Genomic DNA, 21283 nt, shown 5'->3' with positions numbered 1-21283 from the left:
CAACGCCTCGCGGGTGGGGATCCACCGCCCTGCGGAGCGGTGGTCGAAGGTCGGGCAGGTCGGGGTGGCCCGCGTGAGCCGGCTCCACCACCGACGCCCACCGTGACCGTTCGCTTACTGCACGTTATGTGCGCCGGGACAAGCATTTACCCAGGACCTGGGAATGACCTTGCTCACCATTCATTTACATTGATGTATGTCATGTCACTCGGTTTGGATGGAAAGCGCTGCCCACCGGCAGTGCCCCCACCAATCGAGGAGCACCCTTGCCCCGGTCCCCGTTCCGGACCCGACGGCCGCGTACCCTCACCGCCGTCGTCACCGCCGCCCTGGCCACCGCCCTCGCGGTGGTCTCCGCCCCCACCGCTGCCCTGGCCTGGGGGCCAGGCACCGAGGCGGCCCAGCCGTACGCGCAACCGAGCATGCCCACCGTGCCCAAGCGCGGCTGCCAGTCCACCGTCGCCAACCCGGCCGCACCGACGGGGGCGACCCCCGCCGTCCAGGTGATCTACGCCTGGCACGACGGCGTCGGCAACAACTACGAGGCCAACGTCGAGTACATCGCCAAGGTGGTGGACCGGATCGACTGGGCGCTCGACGAGTCGACCAACTACGACCAGCACTACAACTTCAGCTGCCGCACCGGGTACGACACCAGCACGTACGCCGGCTACGCCCGCTCCCTGGTCGTGCCCGAGAAGATCGACGCCGGGGCGAACCCGAACACCCCCGCCAGCACGGTCCGCAGTGACCTGATCTCCGCCGGATACCAGGACAGCAACCGGATCTACCTGGTCTTCACCGATTTCGCGTCGAACTCCGACGCCTACCAGTGCCCGACCGGCGGCAACTCCAGCGGCGTGCACTGCTCGGCGGTCACCGAGTCGTGGACCACCGGTGTCGCCGGGCACGAACTGTTGCACGTCCTCGGCGCGGGGCACGCCTGGATGGCCGAGACGGGGGCCTCCTACGTCCCCGACATCATGTACGGCTGGTGGGACAACTGGAACACCGACCCGGGGTTCCGCAGCTACTACGACCCGAGTGAGCTGTCGGCCAGCTTCTACATCGACCCGAGCCCGTCGACGGCGAAGGTGAACGTCGCGAACCACCCGATGCTGACCGCCCCGGTCTGCTGCGACGTGGGCGCGAACAACGACCTGCTCACCGCCGAACAGCGCACCGTCGAGGCCGCCACCCCGAGCAGCAGCACGTCGACGTTCACCACGTCGGGCGGCTGGCACCAGGTGACGCCCGCCTGCGGCATCTCGACGAACTCCTGCACCTACTTCGACGGCCGCCGGTCGGTCCAGCTCAACACCTACACCGGGCCGTCCAACACGTCGTCGATCTCGCTGACGAACCGGGCAACGGTCACCGCCGGCCGGACGTACAAGTTGTTCACCCGGTTGCGCAGTGGCGTGGCGGTCAACACCCAACTCCAGCTCGCCTGGTACAACTCGGGCGGCACCCTGCTGTCGACCAGCACCGGGGCGACCGAGACGCTCGCCAGCAACTGGCTGGAGTACCGGACGACCGCCACCGCCCCGGCGAACGCCGCCAGCGTGCGGATCACGGTGAACGTGCCGACCCAGTCGACCACCGGCAACCAGGCCATCAACCTGGACAGCCTCCAGCTCAACGACTGCACGGCGAACACCGGCGGTACCTGCCGCTACGACACCTGAGCCATCGGCGGGGGTACGGGCAGCCACGAGCGGCCCGCACCCCGCCCCGGCTTCCTGCCCGGCCCGCGTTCCCCCGCCACCAGCGGTAGGGGCGCGGGCCGCGCTCATCGTGCCGGTCGGCGCAGTCCGGCGAGGACGAGGGTGATCACCCCGTCCGCGTCGGGCCGGTAGGCCGGGTGGCCGTAGGCCGCGCAGATGCCCTGGAGGGCCATCATGACCGCGCCGGCTCCCACGTCGTCGCGGATCTTCCCGGCCCGCACGGCGGCGGCCAGCAGGTCGGTGACGGCCCGACCGAGGGCCTCTGCGCCCTCGGCCAGCGCGCCGGAGCGGGCGGCCATCAGTGTGGACAGGGTGCGGGCGAGGCCCTCGTGGTCGTGCAGGTGGGCCACGAATCCCCGCAGGAACGACTCCAGCGCCTCGTCGGCGGGCAGGGTGGTCTGCGCCTCGCGGGCCCGGTCGCACATGGCGGCGAGTTCTTCCCGGTAGACCGCCTCGGCCAGGGCTTCCCGGGTGGGGAAGTGCCGGTAGAGCGTGCCGACGCCGACCCCGGCCAGCGTGGCGAAGTCGTCGAAGCGCAGGTCGTAGCGGCCCTCGGCGAACAGTTCGCGGGCCTTGGCGAGCAGGGCGTCGCGGTTGCGGCGGGCGTCGGCGCGCAGCGGCTTGGGGTCGGTCATGTGGGGGCCTCGCGTTGACAAGTGGAGACTGTCTCCATATTTTGGAAGTGGAGATGGTCTCCGATTGTAGCTCCTGAGGTGCGCGTGAAGATCTTGATGTTCGGCCGGGGCGTGATCAGCGCGACCTACGGATGGGCCCTGGAACGGGCGGGCCACCACGTGGAGTTCTACGTCCGCCCGGGGCGGGCGGCGGCGTACGGGGAGGCGATCGACCTCGACCTGCTCGACGCCCGGCGGCGGCCCTGGGGTCGGCGGGTCGTCGAGACGTGGCCGGTGCGCTACCGCGAGACGTTGGAGCCCGACCACGACTTCGACCTGATCGTGCTGAGCGTGCAGCACTACAACTTCGCCGAGGCGGCGGCCTTCCTGGGGCCCCGGGTGGGCGGAGCCACCGTGCTCGTCTTCAACAACCTGTGGGTGGAGCCGCTGACCGCGACCGCCGACCTGCCCGTCGACCAGGTGGCCTGGGGCTTTCCCGGGGCCGGCGGTGGGTTCGGCGACGACGGCGTGCTGCACGCGTCCCTGCTGCCCGTGGTCTTCCTCGGCACGCTCGACCGGCCGCCGACCGACCGCGAGCGGGCCGTACGCCAGGTGTTCCGGGCGGCCGGGTTCAAGGTCCGGGAGAACGCCGACTTCCGTGGCTGGCTGTCGGTCCACTTCGTCCAGAACGCCGGCCTGCACACCCAGAGCCTGCGGCGGGGCACCCTGTCCGGGCTGACCACCCGGGACCTCCGCGAGGCGATCCTCGCCACCCGCGAGCTGCTGCCGCTGGTCGAGGCCCGGGGCGTCGACCTGCGACGGCACCGCGCCGAGCTGCTGCCGTTCACCGCGCCCCTCTGGCTGGCGGCACCGGCGATGTCCTGGCTGATGGGGCATTTTCCGCCGATGCGCCGGGTGACGCAGGCGCACGCCAACCCCGAGGAGTTGCGCGCGGTCTGCCGCGACACCCTGGCGGAGGCCCGCCGGCGGGGTGTGCGGGTGCCCAGGCTGGAGGCGGCCGAGCCCCACTTCTCCAGCGCGCCGACCCGCTGACGCCCCGGCCTGCCGAAGCCCTGCCCCGCTGACGTCCCGTCCCGCTGACGTCCCGTCCCGCTGACGTCCCGGCCTGCCGAAGCCCCGCCCCGCTGATGTCCCGACCCGCTGACGCCGCTACCGGCCACCGCCCGCCGGGCGCGGTGCCGACGGCGGCACCCCGGCCGGCCGGGCCCGCCGCCCGGCGTTCGGGGCCACACCCGACCGGGCCGGCGTCCGGGGCGTCGGCGCGGCCGGCGACACCTGCAACCCCGCCGGTTGTACGAAGATCGACCGCCGGGCCACCGCATCCCCCTTGGCATCGAGTTGGTAGACGTCGAGCCAGCACCACCCGTCGTACGTGATCCAGTCCAGCACCCGGATCACCCGGCACCTGATCGGCTCGACGAACTGCACACTGGCCGCCCGGCCGACCACCACCAGGTCACCCGCTTTCGGCGGTGGGGCGATCACCGCCGTCCCCAGACGTGCCGGAATCTGCGCCACTGCCTGATCCGGCCCCGGGCGGCCTCCACCAGCGGGCAGAACCCGGTCTCGGCGCACTTCGGACAGCGACTGCGGCGGTGCCGGTCCAGGCAGTCCCACGCCGCCAGGATCAGCACCGGCAACTCGCGGGGAGCCGTCACGTCGCCACCCGGATCAGCACCGGCAGCGCACGGCGGGCCGTCACGACGCCGCCTCGGGCCAGTGCCCCGGGGCGGGGAGGCTGCGGCGGCCGGCGCGGCAGGGCAACTCCGCGCCGCAGCGGCAGACCCGACGCCACCGGGTCCAGCTCCAGGTCGGCCGGTGCCGACGGGCCAGGGTCAGCGCGGCGGCGAGCAGGTAGTCCTCATAGGTCACGCGCATCGGGTGTCCTTCCCGGAAATAGCGCCGCCCCGCCCACGCGCTATTCGCAGCGGACGGGACAGCGGGCTATTGTCGGTGCCATTTCCGGCACCTCGGATCTCCGTCCGGCAATACACAGCCTGCAACATGCCGCACACCTTGCGCAACGCCCACCCCTCCCCCTAACCTCGGGTCGAATTGATCCGCGAGGAATGGAGGGGACAAATGCGTCGGAGGAAACAATTGTTGTTGCACCAGGGGTGCGGTGATGTTGCATGACGGATGAAACAAGCGGGTCGACCGTTCCCCGACGGCAGCTCGGCCGGCTGCTCACCCAGCTCCGTGAGGACGCCTCGGTCTCCCTGGACAGCGCGGCCGAGGGGCTGGACTGCTCCCGGCAGAAGGTGTGGCGCATCGAAAAGGGCCTGGTGCCGGTGCGGGTGGTGGACGCCCGTGCCATGTGTGCGATGTACCGGGTGCCGGAGGAGATGACGTCCATCGTCGCCGGGCTCGCCCGGGAGACCCGCGCCAAGGGCTGGTGGCATTCCTACGGCGACGTGGTCCCGTCCTGGTTCTCGCTCTACGTCGGCCTCGAATCGTCGGCGTCGACGCTGCGTCAATACGATTCGGAGCTGATCCCGGGCCTGCTCCAGACCCGCGAGTACGCCGCAGAATTGTTTCTTCGCAAGAATCCCACCATGAGCGCGGCGGATCGGGAAAAGCTCGTCGAGGTCCGGATGCAGCGCCAGCACGTCCTGACCCGCCGGCTGCCCAGCGCGCCCACCCTCAGGGTGGTGCTGAGCGAGGCGGTGCTGCGGCGCACCCTCCCCGACCGGCAGGCGATGGCCGGGCAGCTCCGCCACCTGCTCGACATGGCCACCCTGCCCAACGTGAGCCTGCGCGTCCTGCCGTTCACCGCCGGCCCGCCGCTGGCCAGCGAGACGGGCACGTTCGTCCTGCTGGACTTCCCGCAGGCGTTCGGGCGGGCATCGACGGAGCCGACTACCGTCTACCTGGAGAACATCACCGGCGCGCTCTATCTGGACAAGCCGGCGGAGGTCGCCGCCTACGACCGCGTCTGGGCCGACCTGGAGACGCTCGCGGCGGACGAGGCGGCGACAGAAAAGATCATCCGGGCGATCATCGAGGAGCGAGCATGACTGACCTGGCCGGGGCCGTCTGGCGCAAGAGCACCCGCAGCGGCGGGAGCGGCGGAAACTGCGTCGAGGTGGCCGACAACCTGCCCGGCCTGATCGGCGTACGGGACAGCAAGGACCGGTCCGGCCCGGCGTTACGGTTCCACCCCACCGCCTGGTCCACCTTCGTCCACGCGGTACCTCGCGGACGACGCTGAACCCTCGCGGGGCCGCCCGCCCCGGCGGGCGGCCCCGACGCCCCGTGTCGGTGCCACGGCGTCGCCCGGAGAACGTCGGGGTGACCCGCTACGGTGCTGCTCATGAGTGACACGGAAACCGCGAATCGGCTGCCCACGGCCGAGGAGGAGGCCCGGTTCTGGGGCCTGGTGGAGGCCGCCTGGGAGCGGCTCGGCCCCGAGCCGGCCGCGCTGCGCCGGGCGCTGCTCACCCGTGACCAGGCCGCCGACGACGACAGCGTGTATGCGATCGACGGCTGGCTGGACGCCTTCCTCGACCAGTTGGGCCAGCTCTGCGCCGACCTGTCCGGCCCCGAGCTGACCGCCCTCGACCGGGTCGTCGAACGCAAGCTGTACGACATCGACCGGGCCGACGTGCACGCGGTGATCGACGGTTCCGACGACGGCTTCCTCTATGGCCGGGGCCACGTGGTGGCGCTCGGGCGGGAGTTCTACGAGGCGGTCCGGGCCGACCCGACCTGGGCATTGCCCGACGGCTACCTCCAGGGCATGGGCTACTTCTTCGCCCGCCTGCACCAGCAGCGCTTCGGCGAGTCGCCCCAGACCGGCTCCGGCATTTCCCGGGAGTCCTGCATGAACCCGACCGGCTGGGCCGACCGGTGAGCCGCGCACCCGTCGGGGAGTCGTCGTGCTGACCGAGCGTGACGTGGCGCTGCCCGACGGCGGCACCCTGCACGTCTACGACACCGGCGACGACGGCACCGGCCGGCTGCCGGTCGTCTGGCATCACGGCACCCCCAACATCGGCACCCCGCCGGCACCGCTGTTCGCCGCCGCCGACCGGCTCGGCCTGCGCTGGGTGTCCTACGACCGGCCCGGTTACGGCGGTTCGGCCCGACGCCCCGGGCGGGACGTGGCCTCGGCCGCCGGTGACGTCGCCCGGGTCGCCGACGCGCTGGGCCTGCCCCGGTACGCCACGATGGGTCACTCCGGCGGGGCACCGCACGCGCTGGCCAGCGGCGCGTTGCACCCCGACCGGGTGGTCGGGGTCGTCGCCGTCGCCGGCCTCGCCCCCTACGGTGCGGCCGGGCTCGACTGGTTCGCCGGGATGACGCCGTCCGGGCAGGAGTCACTGCGGGCCGCCACCCAGGGCCGGGCGGTCAAGGAGCGGCACGCGGCGTCCGACACCGACTACGACCCGGAGTTCACCCCGGCCGACCTCGCCACCCTGGCCGGGCCGTGGGCCTGGCTCGAAGAGGTGGTGGGTCCGGCGGTGCGGGGCGGCCCGGACGGCCTGGTCGACGACGACCTCGCCTACGTCACCCCGTGGGGTTTCGACCCGGCCCGGGTGACCGTCCCGGTGCTGCTGCTGCACGGTGGGCGCGACCGGGTGGTGCCGGCCAGCCACAGCCGCTGGTTGGCCGGGGTCTGCCCGGCGGCCGAGCTGCGGATCACCGACGACGACGGGCACCTGTCGGTGCTGGGTGGTGCGCCGGCCGCCCTGGAGTGGCTCCGCCGCTGATCGGCACCGGATGTTGACCGACATGTTCACCGAACGCAACGCGACACGCCGCACACCAAAGGTGAACAGTTAGGGCTGCTCATGTTATTCTCCGGCGTCGATGCACCGCCGAGCAGACCCGGACGGGTCACCGCCCGAAGGACGCACTCCCCCCGATGTCGGCCCTGCCCGCTCCGACCTCGTCACCGTCGTTGCTGGACCGGCCGGCCGGTGGCGCACTCCAGCTCATCTTCACCACCCTGCCGGCGCTGCTGCGGCTGACCTGCGGGCTGTTCGGTGCGGTGACCGCGCTGGCGGTGCGTACCCCACCGGTGCGGGTGCCGCTGCTGCTGGCCGCCGTGGCCGCACTCACCGGCTGGTCGCTGTGGTACGCGGCGCGCGCCCTGCGGGTCGGCATCGGCCCGGGGCTCGTCGCCGGGGACGTCACGTTCACCGTCGCGGCGAGCCTGCTGGCCCCGCTGCTGGTCGCCCCGGAGGTGCTGCCCGGCGAGGGTAGCTGGCTCGCCGTGCTGGCCAGCACCACCGTGATCAACGCGCAGGCCACCGCGCCGGCCCGCTGGTCGGTGCCGGCCGGCCTGCTGGTCACCGCCGGATACGCGGCCGGCACCTCGGCCGCCGGCAACACCGTCGAGGCCGGCGCGCACGCGGCGACCCTGCTCATGCAGACGGCCTGCACGGCGATGATGGCGGCGGTGATGCGCCGCTGGATCGGCCGGGCCGACACCGCTTTCGCCGACTTCCAGCGCCTGCGCCGGCACGTGGTGCTGGCCCGCACGGCCCGCGAGGTCGAACGGCGGCAGAACCGGGACCTGCACGACACCGTCCTGGCCACGCTCACCATGGTCGGGTTGGGTGCCCTACCGGCCGGCTCGGCGGCGTTACGCGACCGGGCCGCCGCCGACCTGCGTACCCTGGTCCGCCTCGCGCACGCCCGGGCCGGCCCGGTGGGCGATCCGACCGACGCCGGCCCGACCGAAGTCGGCCCGGTCGACGCCGGTCCGGTCGACGTCGACGCCGGCCTGCGCGCGCTGCTCGCCACCCACCCGCAGTTGCGGGTGACGGCAACGCTGCCGCCCTGCGCGGCACCCGCCGGGGTGACCGCCGCCCTCGTCGACGCCACCGCCGCCGCGCTGGCCAACGTGGCCCGGCACGCGCCGGACGCCACCGTGACCGTGCGGCTGGGCCGCAGCCACGGCGGCATCGTGGTCGAGGTGGTCGACGACGGTCCCGGTTTCGACCCGGCCACCATCCCCCTGCACCGGTACGGGGTCCGCGAGTCGATCCGGGGCAGGATGGCCGAGGTCGGTGGCCGGGCGGTGGTGACTTCCGCCCCTGGCATGGGCACCCGGATCACGCTGGAGTGGCCGCATGTCGACTGACCTCAACGCGACCGGTCTCGGCGCGACCGAGCTCGGCACGACCGACCTCAGCCCGACTGACCTCGACGCAACCGGTCTCGGCACAACTGACCTCGGCACGACCGACCTAGGCGCGACTGACCTCGGCACGGCTGACCTCAGGCCGACCGCCTCGGCCCGCGTACCCCGGCCGGAGCAGAGGGCGACGGACCCGGTGGCGGCCGAAGGCCCGGCGGTCGACGTGGCCCGCGCCTCGGACCGGGGGGCCCGGATCGCGGCGGTCGCCATCGCCCTGGTGTGGCACGTCGCGATCGGGCTGCCGGCACTGCTCGGCGCCTGGCCCACGCTGACCGCCCCCACGGTGGTGGCGGCGGGTTGGCTGGCCGCCTGCGCCATCGGCGGGTACGCCGCGCACCGGCTGCTGCACGGCCTGCTGCCACCGGCGCTGCCACTGGCGGCGGCCCTGCTGGTGGTCGACGCGGCGGTCTTCGCGGCGGCCGGCCGCGAGCAGCTCTTCGCCGCCGCGAACTGGGCGTGGACGGGGCTGGCCTGGTTCTTCGTGGTGGTGCTGTGGAGCCGGCGGATCCGCTGGATGATCGTCCTGCTGGCCGGGCACGCGGTGATCGCACTCGCCGCGCTGGTCGGTGACGGGGCGACCGCCCCCGCCGACCTGACCCGCTACGCGATGTACGTCTACGGCACCTCGTCGCTGCCGGTGGCGGTCTTCACCGGGGCTGCGGTGATCGCCACCCTCGCCCGGGAACGCGCCGACACCGCCACGGCGACCTTCGCCGTCCGCGCCGAACGGGACGCCGCCGAACGGGCCTGGGCGGACCGGCGGGCCCGGCTGGCGCTGGTCGGCGGGGCCGCCGAACAGGTGCTGGCGGAGTTGGCCGACGGCCGCGCCGACCCGACCGACCCGCTCGTGCAACGCCGGTGCGTGCTCGCCGCGACCCGGCTGCGTCGGCTGATCGCCGAGTCCGACGACGTGCCGGACCCGCTGCTGCACGAGCTGCGGGCCGCCGCCGACCTGGCCGAACGCAACGGGCTGCCGATCGAGTTGATCGCCATCGGCACGCCGCCACCCATGCCGGTCGAGATCCGCCGACGGCTGGCCGACCCGCTGGCCGCCGCGCTCGCCGACGCCACCGGCTGGGCCCGGCTGACGGTGGTGGCCAACCCGCAGGAGGTGGTGATCAGCCTGGTGACGCCGGACGTGGACGGTCCAGCGGCCGTCGATGCGCCAGCCGACCCGGTGGGCGAGCAGGTGGAACACGTACTCGAACGGGACGGGGAGATCAGGTGGACGCAGACCCGATGGCGTCGGCCATGAGCTGGGAAGCCCCGATCGGGGTGTCGATCGTCGACGACCATCCGGTGGTGATCGACGGGGTCCGGGCCTGGCTGACCACCGAGCCCCGACTGCGGGTGCTCGCCACCGGTGACGACCCGGACCTGGTGCTGCGGGCCGCGCCGGAGGCCGACGTGATCCTGCTGGATCTGCGACTGCACGGGCGGATGATGCTCGACAAGCTGGCCGAGCTGAGCGCCGCCGGCCGGCGGGTGGTGGTCTACTCCGAGCACACCGACCCGGCGACCATGCTCGCCGTGCTCGACGCCGGGGCGACCGCGTTCCTGGCCAAGCACGAGGGGCGGGAACACTGCGTGGCGACGGTGCTGGCCGCCGCCAGCGACCGCCCGTACGTGCCGCCGGCGCTGGCCGGGGCGATGGTGGGCGATCCACGCCCGGACCGACCGGCCCTGTCGGACAAGGAACGGGAAGCGCTGCTGCTGTGGTTCCAGTCGATGTCGAAGGCGTCGGTGGCCCGCCGGATGCAGATCAGCGAGCACACCGTCAAACAATATGTGGACCGGGCACGGATCAAGTACACCCGGGCGGGCCGACCGGCCGCCACGAAGGCCGCGTTACTGGCCCGGGCGATCGAGGACGGCCTCGTCCGGCCGGAGGAGATCGGCATCTACCGGTCACAGGCGTCGTACGACCGGCCGACCCCCTAACGGGTGTCATGACAGCACACCAGGGGTCGACAAGGCTGAACGCCCGAAGACCACTGCGCGGGGGAGGTCGTGACCATGCGCGAGGACAAGTCCCCGTTCTTCATCGCGCCACACCGGTTCGACGCACCGGAGGACGACGCCGCCCCGGTGCTCGACCGCCGTTACGAGCTGGTCCCGGAACCCGGCGAACGGGTGCTCGGCCGCTATCCGACTTCGGTGGCCGGCTGCCTGGTCAGCCCGACCGGGGCCCGGGGACACTGGGTGCTCCCCGCCCCCGCCTCGGTCACCGTCACCGACCGCCGGCTCGCCTACGTCTGCCTCGCCGGTGACCTGGCCCTGGTCGCCGGGAAGATCGACTCGACGGGGGTCCGGCACCGGCGCAACGTCCGGCTGCCCCGCCTGGTCAGCGGACAGATCCGCTGGCAGTGGCCGTCCCGGCTGGAGCTGCGGACCACCGGCCCCACCCAGGACGCCACTGCGGAGGCGGAACTGCTGGTCGTCTGCGACGCGCTGCGTACGATCCAGCAGCCGGCCCTGGCGCTGGGCGGCACGGTCGGCACGGTGACCGAACTGGCCCGGCTGATCCGCCGGACGGTGGCCTGCTTCCGGGTCACCCGACCCGAGCTGGTGGAGTTGGCGCCCCCGGAGCGGGACGTGCTGATCCGGCGGGCCACCGCCGCACCGGTGACCGGCGAGGGGCGGGTGACCCTGCCCGGATCACTGCCGGTGGAGTTCCTGTCCCGCGAGGACTACTACCGCGTCCCGGAACGGGCCGGCAAGGACGCGGTCGGCAGCTGACCCCACCCTGACCTGGGCCTGCTGTGGGCCTGGTCTGGGCCTGGACCTAGGCCTGGTGTTGGCCTGGGCTGGGGCTGGGTCTGGTCTGGGTCTGGTCTGGGTCTGGTCTGGGTCTGGTCTGGGCATGCTGTGGGTCTGGGCCTGAGCCTGCTGTGGGTCTGGGCTGGGCTGGACTGGGCTGGGCTGGGCTGGGCCTGGATATGGCCCAATCTGCCTGGCCGGGACGGCCGGTAGGTGTACCACTCAGCGTCCTTTCGACCTGATGACGTTGACGAATCGCCGACGATGCTCGTCCCCCGGGTACCGGACCGGTGGGCGGCGGTTGCGTCGCAAGCTCTCAGTGGTGGGGCGTGTATCGGCTTCCCCCACAGATGTCGAGCCACCGCGTCGACCAACCTGGCCGGGTCGGAACCCGGCAGCCGCGTCGACCAACCCCAGCCAGGTCGGCCCAGCGAGCCAGGTTGTCCGGCCGGGCCAGGTCCGCCCAGCGAACCGGGTAGTCCGGCCCGACCAGGCCGGGACCAGCGAGCCAGGTAGTCCGAACCGGCCAGGTCCGCCCAGCGAACCGGGTAGTCCGGCCGGGCCAGGTCCGCCCAGCGAATCGGGTTGTTCGGACCGGCCAGGCCGGATCAGCGAGCCAGGTAGTCCGCCCCGACCAGGCCGGGACCAGCGAGCCAGGTTGTCCGAACCGGCCAGGTCCGCCCGGCGAACCGGGTAGTCCGCCCCGGCTAGGCGGGGACCAGCCGGCCACGCCGATCGGGTCGGCCGGTCGGACCGGTCATGCCTGAATCGCTGACGTCATCAGCTCGAAAGGACGCGAACACCACCCTCTCCTCCCGACCCGCCAGCCTCCGTCCGCCCGGAATGTCCGCACCGCCCCCAGCACCGCCCGCGCCGCACCCCCAGCACCGCCCGCGCCGCACCTGCGCCTGCGGCGGCGGCGGCGGCGGCAGCGGCAGCGGCAGCGGCAGCGGCAGCGGCAGCGGCAGCGGCAGCGGCAGCGGCAGCGGCAGCGGCAGCGGCAGCGGCAGCGGCAGCTAACGGTGGTCACGAGGCCCACCCGAACGGCGGCCGGAAGAACGGCCAGGACGACCGTCGGGAAAGGGTCGAGGGGTAGGACGACCGTCCGAGAAACGGCCGAGCGGCGGGGAGACCGGGCAGGGAGGGCGACCGGCAGTCAGGAGGTCAGGAGGCGGTCGAGCGGCGGGGGCGGCGGTCCAGTTCGGCGGCCTCCTGCAGGTTGGGCGCGGTCCCGCCCAGGTGGGCCGGCTGCCACCAGGTGTCGTCCGGGCCGGAGGGCTTGTCCGGGTACTCCTGCTGGGCCCGGTCGACCAACGCGGACAGCCGGGTCTTCAGCTCCGCCGTCATCGCGTTGGCGTCCGGGTACGCACCCGGGTCCATCGGCTCACCGAGCAGGATGGTGATCGGGGTGTGCCGCCGGGTCAGGGTCTTCGGCCGCCCCTTGGTCCACAGCCGCTGGGTGCCCCACAGCGCCACCGGCACCAGCGGCACCTCCGCCGCCTGCGCCATCCGGGCCGCCCCGCTCTTCAGCTCCTTGACGGTGAACGAGCGGCTGATCGTGCCCTCCGGGAAGAGACCGACCGCCTCGCCGCGACGCAGCGCGTCCACCGCCGTGTTGTACGAGCCGACGCCCGCCGACCGGTTGACCGGAATGTGCTTCATGCCGCGCATCAGCGGGCCGGAGACCTTGTGCGCGAAGACCTCGTGCTTGGCCATGAACCGCACCAACCGCCGGGAGGCGTGCGCCCCGTACCCGCAGAAGATGAAGTCGAGGTAACTGACGTGGTTGCTGGCCAGCACCACCCCACCGGTCCGGGGGACGTGGTGGTTCCCGTCGACGGTCAGGCGCAGGTCGAGGACCCGGAACAGCGTCTTGGCAGCGGTGATCACGGGCGGGTACACGAGTTCCGGCATCCGGTGACTTTACCCCGCGAGGGTTGCGCGACCGTCGGACGGAGCCGCCGCAGCGGGACCCCGGCCGACCCCGGCCGACGGGCGGAACCCCGGTCAGTCGGCCAGCCTGTCCAGGTCGAGGCGGCCCCGGGCGAAGGCGTCCACCCGCCCCCACCGACCCGGAATGTCCAACACCTCGATGCGGCCCATCCCGACCGGCAGCACCGGCTCCACCGCCAGGTGCCCCTCGTGCGGCTCCAACCCGAGCATGGTGCGCAGCAGCAGCAGCGGCGCCCCCGTCGACCAGGCCTGCGGGCTGCACGCCGTCGGGTACTCGACCGGGAACTTGGTCTGCTCCCGGGGATAGCCGCCGAACGCCTCGGGCAGCCGCCCGTCGAAGTACGTCGCCGCGTCGAGGATGCCGCTGGCGATGGTGGCGGCCTCCTCGGCGAAGCCGTACCGGCGCAGGCCCCAGGCGATGAAGGAGTTGTCGAACGGCCAGATCGTGCCGTTGTGGTAGCCGATCGGGTTGTACCGCACCTCCCCCTCGGCGAGGGTCCGCACCCCCCACCCGGTGAACAGCCGGGGCCCGACCATGTGCTCGGCGATCTTCTCGGCCCGGTCGTGGTCGACGATCCCGCTCCACAGCAGGTGCCCGATGTTGGAGCTGAGCACGTCGCACTGTCGGCCGTCCGGGTCCAGGGCCAGCGCGTAGAACTCCCCGTCGGCCACCCACCAGTCCCGGTTGAAGCGTTCCTTCAGCGCCGCCGCCTCCTGCTCCAGCCGGTCGGCGAACGCGGGGTCACCCCAGAACTCCCGGGCCATCCGGGCCGCCCGCAGCTTCGCGTCGTACGCGTACCCCTGCACCTCGCAGGTGGCCCGGGGGAACGGTGGCAGGCTGCCGTCGGCGTACGAGATGGAGTCCCAGGAGTCCTTCCAGCACTGGTTCTCCAGGCCGGTCTCGGTGTTACGCCGCTCGTACCAGATGTAGCCGTTGCCGGCCAGGTCGGCGTAGTCGTCGATCCACTTCAGCGCGGCCCGGCACTCCCGTTCCAGCTCTTTGACCAGCGCGACGTCACCGCTCCACCGCTCGTACTCGTCGAGCAGCACCACGAACAGCGGGGTGGCGTCCACCGAGCCGTAGTAGGGCGAGTGCGGCTGCTCCTCGAACGCGGCCGTCTCGCCGTAGCGCATCTCGTGCAGGATGCGGCCCGGGTCCTCGTCGCGGAAATCGTCGAACCGGCTGCCCTGCAGCGACGCCAGGATCCGCAGCGTGGTCTTGGACAGTTCCGGGGCGAACGGCAGCACCTGTAGGCAGGTCAGGATGCTGTCCCGCCCGAACATGGTCATGAACCAGGGCAGGCCAGCGGCGGGCAGGGTCTGGCCGCCCAGCGACAGCGGCGCGAACCGCAGCGCCGCCAGGTCGACCAGGCTGCGCCGGTAGATGGCGGCCAACTTGTCGTGCTCGCTGTTGACCTTGGGGGCCTTGGCGATCCACTCCTCCAGGTCGTGCTGGAGGGCGAGCCGCTCGTGGCCGTGCGCCGTCACCCCCAGCCGCAGGTCCCGGCCCCCGGGGCCGAGCGCGAAGGTCTGCACGTCGATCTCGGCGTTCCACTGCTCGTTGGGCTCCAGGTGCACCGAGTACACGAAACCGTTGCGGTCGTAGCGGGCCGGCCGGGACGACGAGATGACCGTCTCCCGCACGAAGTTGCCCCGCCGGTAGCCCAACCGCAGCCGGTCGGACTCGGCCTCGGCGTACAGCTCGCCCTTCTTGTTGAGGATCTCGTCCTTGACCTGGAAGAGGTCGGCGAAGTCGGCCCCGGCGTCCATCCGGACCTCCAGGTCGACCGCCTTCTCGTCGTGGTTGAGGATGGTCAACTGTTCGCGGAAGCTACCGCCGACCGCGCGTTCCCGGATGATCGACAGCTTGGCGTCGACGTAGTGGGTGGCCATCCCGGGCACCAGGAAGAACCGCGCCTCGTAGTACTGGAGGTCGTCGTAGGACAGCGCGTTGAGCCGTTCCCCGTTGACCGTCAGCACCCAGCGGGACAGGAACCGCATGTCCAGGGAGAACAGGCCGGTCGGCTCGCTCGGCGTCGCCTCGATGTCACCGGTCTCCTCCGAGACGACGAACGTGTTGCCGTCCAGGATCCGGATCGTGTTGCTCTGTCCCATCACCGCACCTCCCGCTGGTGGCGGCCGCGGGGCCCCCGGGCGTCCGGGGAGCCCGGGAAGATCCGCTCGATCTGGACCACCAGCCGGGCGTCACCGGTCACCGTCATGTCGCCGCGCAGCACCGCCGCCAGGCCGTTCTCCCGGCCGGCGGCCATCTCCTCGAACAGCGCCGGAGTGGTGCCGACGACGGTGTCCGCCTCCCGGTCCTCCTGGCTGACCGTCAGGTCTCCCCGGTCCACCCGGAGCAGCCAGTGGGTGGTCTGCGCCCCCTCGTGCAGATCGAAGCGCAGCGTCCCGACCGCCTTGTTCAGCAGCGGCTCGTGCTCCCGCCGGTCCAGGCTCTCGAAGAACCTCGTGGTCGCGTCCACCATCGGGCCCTCTCCCCCGTCGTCCATACGCCTGCCAGTACCCGCACCGGGTGCCCGCCGGGCCCGTCGCCAACCTCGCCCGGATCGGGTGAGGACCCGCCCGCCCGGCGGCCGGCCCGGCCCCACCCGGCGGAGGGCGGCCAGCGGCACCCGTAGACAGCGACGACGCCGGCCCCCGGAGGTTCCCGGGGGCCGGCGTCGTGGCCGTGGCGGCAGGTCAGTTGTTGGGGTCGTCGGCGCTGATGTCCGCGAGCACCGACTGGGGTTCCCGCTCCACCGCGAGATCACCCATCGACACCAGGCCCACCAGCCGACCGTCGTCCACCACCGGCAGCCGGCGTACGGCGTAGGTGCGCATCAGGTCGGCGGCGGCGACCGCGTCGTCGTACTGGCTGACCGTGATCACGTCCCGGCTGGTGATCTCGCTGAGCCGGGTCCGGTTCGGGTCCAGATCCTGGGCCACCCCCCGGACCGTGATGTCCCGGTCCGTCACGATCCCCACCACGTCATCACCGTTGGTCACCACCACGTCACCGATGGCGCTGTCCCGCATCTCCTGCGCGGCGGCGGCGAGGGTGTCGTTGCCGTCCATCGTCACCAACCGGGTCGTCATGAACTCTCCGACCGTTGTCATGGTGCTCCCCTCTCGGTGTCGGCACGGCGGTCTACCCGCCGGCCCCGAGCAGGTAACACCCCGCTCAGCGCAGCCCGGCAGCCGTCAGTCCAGCCCGGCGACCGTCAGTCCAACTCCGCGACCACCAGCGCAGCCCGGCGACCGTCAGTCCAGCTCCGCGACCGTCAACGCAGCTCGGCGGCGACCAGCTCGGCGAGCTGCACCGCGTTCAACGCGGCGCCCTTGCGCAGGTTGTCGTTGGAGCAGAACAGCGCCAGGCCGTGCTCGACGGTCTCGTCGGCGCGCAGCCGGCCGACGAAGGTCGGGTCCTGGCCGGCCGCCTGCAACGGCGTCGGGATGTCCGACAGGGCCACCCCGGGCGCACCGTCGAGCAGCTCCCGGGCCCGCTGCGGGGTGATCGGCCGGGCGAACCGGGCGTTGATCTGCAACGAGTGGCCGGTGAACACGGGCACCCGGACGCAGGTGCCGGAGACCTTCAGCTCGGGGATCTCCAGGATCCTGCGGCTCTCGTGGCGCAGCTTCTGCTCCTCGTCGGTCTCGAACGAGCCGTCGTCGACGATCGAACCGGCCAGCGGGAGCACGTTGAAGGCGATCGGCCGGGCGAAGGAGCGCGGCGCGGGGAACTCCAGGGCCGACCCGTCGTGGGCCAGTGCGGTGGCCCCCTCGACGACCTTGCGGACCTGCTCGTCCAGCTCGGCGACCCCGGCCAGGCCGGCCCCGGAGACCGCCTGGTAGGTGGCGACGACCAGGCTGATCAGCCCGGCCTCGTCGTGCAGCGGGCGCAGCACCGGCATCGCGGCCATCGTGGTGCAGTTCGGGTTGGCGACGATGCCCTTCGGCCGGTCGGCGAGCGCGTGCGGGTTGACCTCGGCGACGACCAGCGGCACCTGCGGGTCGGTGCGGAACGCCGACGAGTTGTCGATCACCACCGCGCCGGTCGCGGCGACCCGGGGGGCCAGCTCCTTCGCGGTGCCCTTGCCGGCGGAGAAGAGCACGATGTCCAGCCCGGAGTAGTCGGCGGTCGCCGCGTCCTCCACCGCGACCTCGCCGTCCCGCCAGGGCAGAGTGCGCCCGGCCGACCGGGCCGAGGCGAACAACCGCACCTGCTCCGCCGGGAACTCGCGTTCCGCCAGCACCTGCCGCATGACCCCACCGACCTGGCCGGTGGCTCCCACAATGCCGATCCTCATGCCCGCGAGGCTACCCAGCCGCAGGCCCACGGCGGGAAACGTTTCCCACCGCCCGGGTCACCGCCCGCCCGTCGGGCCGCCGCCCCGGCCGGCCACCGGACCGCAAACCACCCGACGGTACGCCCCGAACTCCCGCAGGATCGGCCGCGACCGGGCCGTCCGGCCGCAGCATCCGCGCCGCCGGCCGGGCCCGGCCCGCCCGGGGCGACGCGACCGGAATCACACCGCCCCGGGCACCACCCGGTCCTCACCCCCGTGGCCACGCACCCACCGGACGCCATCCCACCGGCGTGGCCGCTCACCCCGCCGGACGCCAGTCAACCGGCATGGCCGGTCACCCCGCCGGGCGCCGGTCAACCGGCGTGGCCGCTCACCCCCACCGGACGCCGGTCAACCGACGTGGTCGGTCACCTCGCCGAGGCCGGAGGCGACCAGTTCGTCGCGAATCAGTGCCGCGTCGCCCTCGATGACCAGGGTCAACGCCTCCGGGTGCAGGTGGGTGGCGGCAGCGGCGGAGACCTGCGCCACGTCGGCGGCGAGCAACGCCTCCCGCAACCGGGCGTGGTAGTCGTCGGGCAGGTCGTGCACGACCAGGGTGGTCAACGCCGAGGCGATCGCCCGCGGGCTCTGCAACTCGACCGAGAGCTGGCCCGCCCGCCAGGACCGGGCCACCGCCAGCTCGTCCTCGGTCACCCCACCCACCCGGGTACGGGTGATCTCGCCGACCGCCTCGACCAGGGCCGGCGCGGTCACCGCCGTCTGCACCCCGGAGCTGACCGCGAACCGGCCGAACCGGCGGGACGAGGCGAAGTCGCCCCGGATGCCGTACGTGTAGCCGCGTACCTCGCGGATCAGGTGGTTGAGGCGGGAGGTGAACGCCCCACCCAGCACGGTGCCGGCGAGCGTCATCGGCACGTGGTCGGGGTGGGCGCGGTGCGGCGCCGGGTGCCCCAGCCGCAGCGTGGACTGCACCGACCCGGGCCGGTCCACCAGGATGATCCGCCGGCCGGTGGGCAACGGCACCTCGATCGGGCCGCCCCGCTCGACGGGACCGCCGCCGGTGCCGGCGAAGGCCGCCGCGCCCAACGCGTCCAGGTCGAGCCGGTCCAGGTCACCGGCGACGACCAGGGTGCCGGGGCGCAGGAACCACTCGGAGTGGAAGACGGTGACGTCCTCCACGTCCAGCCCGGCCACCGAGTCGGGGTCGCCGTACAACGGACGGCCCCACCGGTGCTGCGCACCGAACAGGTCGGCGCGCAACACCGCGTCGGCGCGCGGGCCGGGGTTGGCCCAGTCCATCCGCAACGCGGTCGCCTCGTCGTCGCGGACCCGACGCACGTCGTCCGGGTCGAGCCGGGGCGTCCGCACCGCCTCGGCGAGCAACTCCACGGCCGCGCCGAGCCGGTCCACCGGCACCTGCACGCTGACCTGGAAGGTGTCCCAGTCCAGGCCGGTGGCCAGTTCGGTGCCGAGGCCCTCGACGGCCAGCGCGAAACCGGTGGCGTCCCGGTGCGCGGTGCCCTCCTCCAACGCCTTGGCCAGCACCGCGCCGAGCCCCTCCTTGCCCACCGGTTCCCGGCCGGCGCCCGCGTCGAGCAGCAGCAGCGCCACGGCGAGATTCTGACCGGGCAGGTGCGCGGCGACCACCCGGCCACCGGCGACGTCCCGCCGGACCACCGTCGGGAACCGGTACGGGCGGGCGGTGCCCGGGCCCGGCCGGGTGGTGATCAGCGTCATGAGGTCTCCTCCGGCAGGTAGGTCAGGGTCACCCGGTCGGTGGGGGTGAGCAGGTCGGCGGCCAGCTCGGCGATCTGCCCGGCGGTCACCGACAGCCAGCCGGGCAGCCGGTCGGCGGTCTTCGCCGGGTCGCCGAACTGGGTGGCGTACCGGCCGAGGGCGTCGGCCCGGCCGTCCACCGTGGCCATCTGCCGCCACCACGCGGTGCTGAGCAACGCCTTGGCCCGGTCCAGCTCGGTGGCGGTGACCGGCACGGTGGCGAGTTCGTCGACCACCTCGGCGACCCCTGCGGCGAGCCGTTGCGCGCTCACCCCGGGGCGGGCGGTGGCGGTGGCGATCACCGGTGCCGGGGCATGCGCCAGGTCCACCCCGTACGCGCCGACCAGGTCCGGTTGGGCGAGCCGTTCGCCGTCGGCGAGCCGCTGGTAGAGCCGGCTGCCCCGGCCGCTGCCGAGCACGGTGGCGGCCACCGTGGCCACGTCGTAGCCGGGGCTGCCGAACGGGTGGGTGCGGTGCGCGACGTACACCCGGGCGGCCGGCACCTCGGCGGTGACCGTCTCGACGGCGGGCCGACCGGTGCGGGCGACGGTGTGGCCGTCCGGCGCGGCGGGGATGTCCCCACGGGCCGGGATCGCCCCGAAGTACCGCTGGGCCAGCGCGAACACCTCGGCGGCGGTGGCGTCACCGACCACGGTGAGCACGGCGTTGTCCGGCGCGTAGTAGGTCTGGTGGAACGCCTGGAAGGTGGCCAGGTCGGCGGCGTTCAGATCGGCCATCGACCCGATCGTCGCGTGGTGGTAAGGGTGCCCCGGCGGATAGAGCAGCGGGAGCAGCCGCAGCCACGCGTCGCCGTACGGGACGTTCTCGTAGCGCTGTCGACGCTCGTTCTTGACCACGTCCCGCTGGTTGTCCAGGGTATGCTGGGTCAGCGCGGGGACCAGACCGCCCATCCGGTCGGCCTCCAGCCACAGGGCCAGTTCCAGATGCTCGGCCGGGACGGTCTCGAAGTAGTTCGTGCGGTCCGGGTTGGTAGTGGCGTTGAGTGAGCCACCGGAGCCCTGGATCAGTTTCATGTGTTCGGTCTTGGCGACGTTGACCGAGCCCTCGAACATCAGGTGCTCGAAGAGGTGGGCGAAGCCGGTCTGGCCCGCCGGCTCGTGGCGGGAGCCCACGTCGTACCAGAGGTTGACCGCGACCGCCGGGGCGGTGCGGTCCTCGCTCACCACCACGCGCAGGCCGTTGTCCAGTCGGGTCGTCTCGATGGGCCAGGGGTAACCGCTGTCGGGCATGACCCGACGCTATCCGATCTCCAGGTCGCGATGGCGACGTGTCGTCACCCGGCCACGCCGCGCCGCCACCCCACTCCCGACCACCTCTTGCCCTGATCATCTCTTGCCCCGACCGCCTCTTGCCCCGACCGCCCTCGCCCCGACCGCCTCTTGCCCCGACCGCCCTCGCCCCCGCCGCCCCGCACCCCGGCCATCCCGCTCCTGACCGCCCGGCCGCCCCTCGCCCCGGCCATCCCGCTTCCCGCTTTCGATCAGGACGGGACTGGAACGGGCCAACGCGGTACGGAATGGATCAGGACGGGACTGGACTGGTGAGCCGTGGACAGGAACAGGGCGGCGGCCGGGGCGGGGCGGGGCGGGGCGCCGGGCGGGTCAGTCTGGCGGCAGTCGGGCGGGTCAGTCGGGGGGTTCGATCGGGGGCACGGTCTCTTCGGAGGTGCGGTGTTCCAGCACCGTGTCGGGGGCGGCCCCCTGGTCGGCCTCGCGGAGATCCGACTCGGCGAGGATCGCCTCGGCCTGGGCCTGCGGGTCGTCGCTGCCGACCGCCGCCTCCTCGGGCAGCAGGTGGGCCCGGGACTCCACCCGTTCCTGGTCGCTCTGCTCGTGGGTCATCATGTCGATGTCGATACCCCATCGACGCCCCCGCCACGCCACAAACTCCCCCACCCGCAACAAACCTTCACACATGCCACCCGGACACCGCCTCGAACCCGGCCCACCCCGCCCC

The 21283-nt window shown here is 72.9% G+C and carries 23 protein-coding genes; 11 read left to right on the top strand and 12 right to left on the bottom strand.

The features are described from left to right. The first annotated feature begins 266 nt into the window (after positions 1-266). Positions 267-1688: a hypothetical protein gene (locus AB0B63_RS06520; protein ID WP_208570435.1), complete on the top strand. Its 1422-nt coding sequence runs from the start codon at positions 267-269 to the stop codon at positions 1686-1688. 104 nt (positions 1689-1792) lie between these two features. On the opposite strand, the gene AB0B63_RS06515 is transcribed toward AB0B63_RS06520, so the two are convergent. Beyond that, the gene (locus AB0B63_RS06515; protein ID WP_357015070.1) at positions 1793-2362 is read right to left on the bottom strand and encodes a TetR/AcrR family transcriptional regulator; all 570 of its coding nucleotides are present in this window, start codon (positions 2360-2362) and stop codon (positions 1793-1795) included. 84 nt (positions 2363-2446) lie between these two features. On the opposite strand from AB0B63_RS06515, the gene AB0B63_RS06510 reads away from it, so the two are divergent. Then, on the top strand, positions 2447-3394 hold the full coding sequence (locus tag AB0B63_RS06510) for a 2-dehydropantoate 2-reductase N-terminal domain-containing protein (RefSeq protein ID WP_357015068.1): 948 nt from the start codon (positions 2447-2449) through the stop codon (positions 3392-3394). A gap of 117 nt (positions 3395-3511) precedes the next feature. Here AB0B63_RS06510 and AB0B63_RS06505 read toward each other — a convergent pair whose 3' ends face one another. From AB0B63_RS06505 to AB0B63_RS06495, 3 genes are read right to left on the bottom strand one after another with little or no spacing between them, the layout of a single operon-like run. Further along, on the bottom strand, positions 3512-3844 hold the full coding sequence (locus tag AB0B63_RS06505) for a hypothetical protein (RefSeq protein ID WP_357015179.1): 333 nt from the start codon (positions 3842-3844) through the stop codon (positions 3512-3514). Beyond that, positions 3844-4020: a hypothetical protein gene (locus tag AB0B63_RS06500; RefSeq protein WP_357015066.1), complete on the bottom strand. Its 177-nt coding sequence runs from the start codon at positions 4018-4020 to the stop codon at positions 3844-3846. Before AB0B63_RS06500 ends, AB0B63_RS06505 begins: the two co-directional genes overlap by 1 nt. Before the next feature lie 40 nt (positions 4021-4060). Then, positions 4061-4240, bottom strand: coding sequence for a hypothetical protein (locus tag AB0B63_RS06495; protein WP_357015064.1), 180 nt, complete (start codon positions 4238-4240; stop codon positions 4061-4063). Between the two features lie 254 nt (positions 4241-4494). Between AB0B63_RS06495 and AB0B63_RS06490 the strand changes: the two genes are divergently transcribed. From AB0B63_RS06490 to AB0B63_RS06450, 9 genes are all read left to right on the top strand, one after another. Next, positions 4495-5379, top strand: coding sequence for a helix-turn-helix transcriptional regulator (locus AB0B63_RS06490; RefSeq protein WP_357015062.1), 885 nt, complete (start codon positions 4495-4497; stop codon positions 5377-5379). Beyond that, positions 5376-5573 carry a DUF397 domain-containing protein gene (locus AB0B63_RS06485; protein WP_357015060.1) on the top strand — a complete coding sequence of 66 codons (198 nt, stop codon included), beginning with the start codon at positions 5376-5378 and terminating at the stop codon, positions 5571-5573. Before AB0B63_RS06490 ends, AB0B63_RS06485 begins: the two co-directional genes overlap by 4 nt. 102 nt (positions 5574-5675) lie before the next feature. Then, complete coding sequence (locus tag AB0B63_RS06480) at positions 5676-6215, top strand: DUF4240 domain-containing protein (RefSeq protein WP_357015058.1); 540 nt, start codon at positions 5676-5678, stop codon at positions 6213-6215. A gap of 25 nt (positions 6216-6240) precedes the next feature. Next, on the top strand, positions 6241-7074 hold the full coding sequence (locus AB0B63_RS06475; protein ID WP_357015056.1) for an alpha/beta fold hydrolase: 834 nt from the start codon (positions 6241-6243) through the stop codon (positions 7072-7074). A 155-nt stretch (positions 7075-7229) separates the two neighbouring features. Next, positions 7230-8453: an ATP-binding protein gene (locus AB0B63_RS06470; protein WP_357015054.1), complete on the top strand. Its 1224-nt coding sequence runs from the start codon at positions 7230-7232 to the stop codon at positions 8451-8453. Between the two features lie 193 nt (positions 8454-8646). Then, positions 8647-9765: a hypothetical protein gene (locus AB0B63_RS06465; protein ID WP_357015052.1), complete on the top strand. Its 1119-nt coding sequence runs from the start codon at positions 8647-8649 to the stop codon at positions 9763-9765. Next, the gene (locus tag AB0B63_RS06460; protein ID WP_357015049.1) at positions 9735-10451 is read left to right on the top strand and encodes a response regulator transcription factor; all 717 of its coding nucleotides are present in this window, start codon (positions 9735-9737) and stop codon (positions 10449-10451) included. Before AB0B63_RS06465 ends, AB0B63_RS06460 begins: the two co-directional genes overlap by 31 nt. Before the next feature lie 75 nt (positions 10452-10526). Further along, on the top strand, positions 10527-11249 hold the full coding sequence (locus AB0B63_RS06455) for a hypothetical protein (RefSeq protein ID WP_208570426.1): 723 nt from the start codon (positions 10527-10529) through the stop codon (positions 11247-11249). 864 nt (positions 11250-12113) lie between these two features. Next, positions 12114-12290: a hypothetical protein gene (locus tag AB0B63_RS06450; RefSeq protein ID WP_357015047.1), complete on the top strand. Its 177-nt coding sequence runs from the start codon at positions 12114-12116 to the stop codon at positions 12288-12290. Positions 12291-12434: 144 nt separating this feature from the next. Here the strand turns inward: AB0B63_RS06450 and AB0B63_RS06445 are convergent, their stop codons facing one another. The 8 genes from AB0B63_RS06445 to AB0B63_RS06410 all read right to left on the bottom strand — a co-directional run bounded on the left by AB0B63_RS06445 (position 12435) and on the right by AB0B63_RS06410 (position 21222). Continuing rightward, positions 12435-13184, bottom strand: coding sequence for a lysophospholipid acyltransferase family protein (locus AB0B63_RS06445; RefSeq protein ID WP_208568489.1), 750 nt, complete (start codon positions 13182-13184; stop codon positions 12435-12437). A gap of 93 nt (positions 13185-13277) precedes the next feature. Next, positions 13278-15338: an amylo-alpha-1,6-glucosidase gene (locus tag AB0B63_RS06440; RefSeq protein WP_208568488.1), complete on the bottom strand. Its 2061-nt coding sequence runs from the start codon at positions 15336-15338 to the stop codon at positions 13278-13280. Beyond that, a complete protein-coding gene (locus tag AB0B63_RS06435; protein ID WP_208568487.1) occupies positions 15338-15709 on the bottom strand; it encodes an SCP2 sterol-binding domain-containing protein in 372 nt (123 codons plus the stop codon). The genes AB0B63_RS06440 and AB0B63_RS06435 overlap by 1 nt, the downstream gene beginning before the upstream one ends. Before the next feature lie 214 nt (positions 15710-15923). Next, entirely contained in the window at positions 15924-16340 is a 417-nt protein-coding gene (locus AB0B63_RS06430) for a CBS domain-containing protein (RefSeq protein ID WP_208568486.1), read from the bottom strand. A gap of 164 nt (positions 16341-16504) precedes the next feature. Then, on the bottom strand, positions 16505-17530 hold the full coding sequence (locus tag AB0B63_RS06425; RefSeq protein WP_357015043.1) for an aspartate-semialdehyde dehydrogenase: 1026 nt from the start codon (positions 17528-17530) through the stop codon (positions 16505-16507). Positions 17531-17920: 390 nt separating this feature from the next. Beyond that, a complete protein-coding gene (locus tag AB0B63_RS06420; protein WP_357015041.1) occupies positions 17921-19267 on the bottom strand; it encodes a pitrilysin family protein in 1347 nt (448 codons plus the stop codon). Next, positions 19264-20556 carry a pitrilysin family protein gene (locus AB0B63_RS06415; RefSeq protein ID WP_208568483.1) on the bottom strand — a complete coding sequence of 431 codons (1293 nt, stop codon included), beginning with the start codon at positions 20554-20556 and terminating at the stop codon, positions 19264-19266. The genes AB0B63_RS06420 and AB0B63_RS06415 overlap by 4 nt, the downstream gene beginning before the upstream one ends. Positions 20557-20952: 396 nt before the next feature. Beyond that, the gene (locus AB0B63_RS06410) at positions 20953-21222 is read right to left on the bottom strand and encodes a hypothetical protein (protein WP_307799436.1); all 270 of its coding nucleotides are present in this window, start codon (positions 21220-21222) and stop codon (positions 20953-20955) included. Between the last annotated feature and the right edge of the window lie 61 nt (positions 21223-21283).

The organism is Micromonospora sp. NPDC049081, from assembly GCF_040648835.1.
GTDB classification, from domain to species: Bacteria; Actinomycetota; Actinomycetes; order Mycobacteriales; family Micromonosporaceae; genus Micromonospora; species Micromonospora antibiotica.
This window is presented reverse-complemented; position numbering and strand designations above follow the sequence as displayed.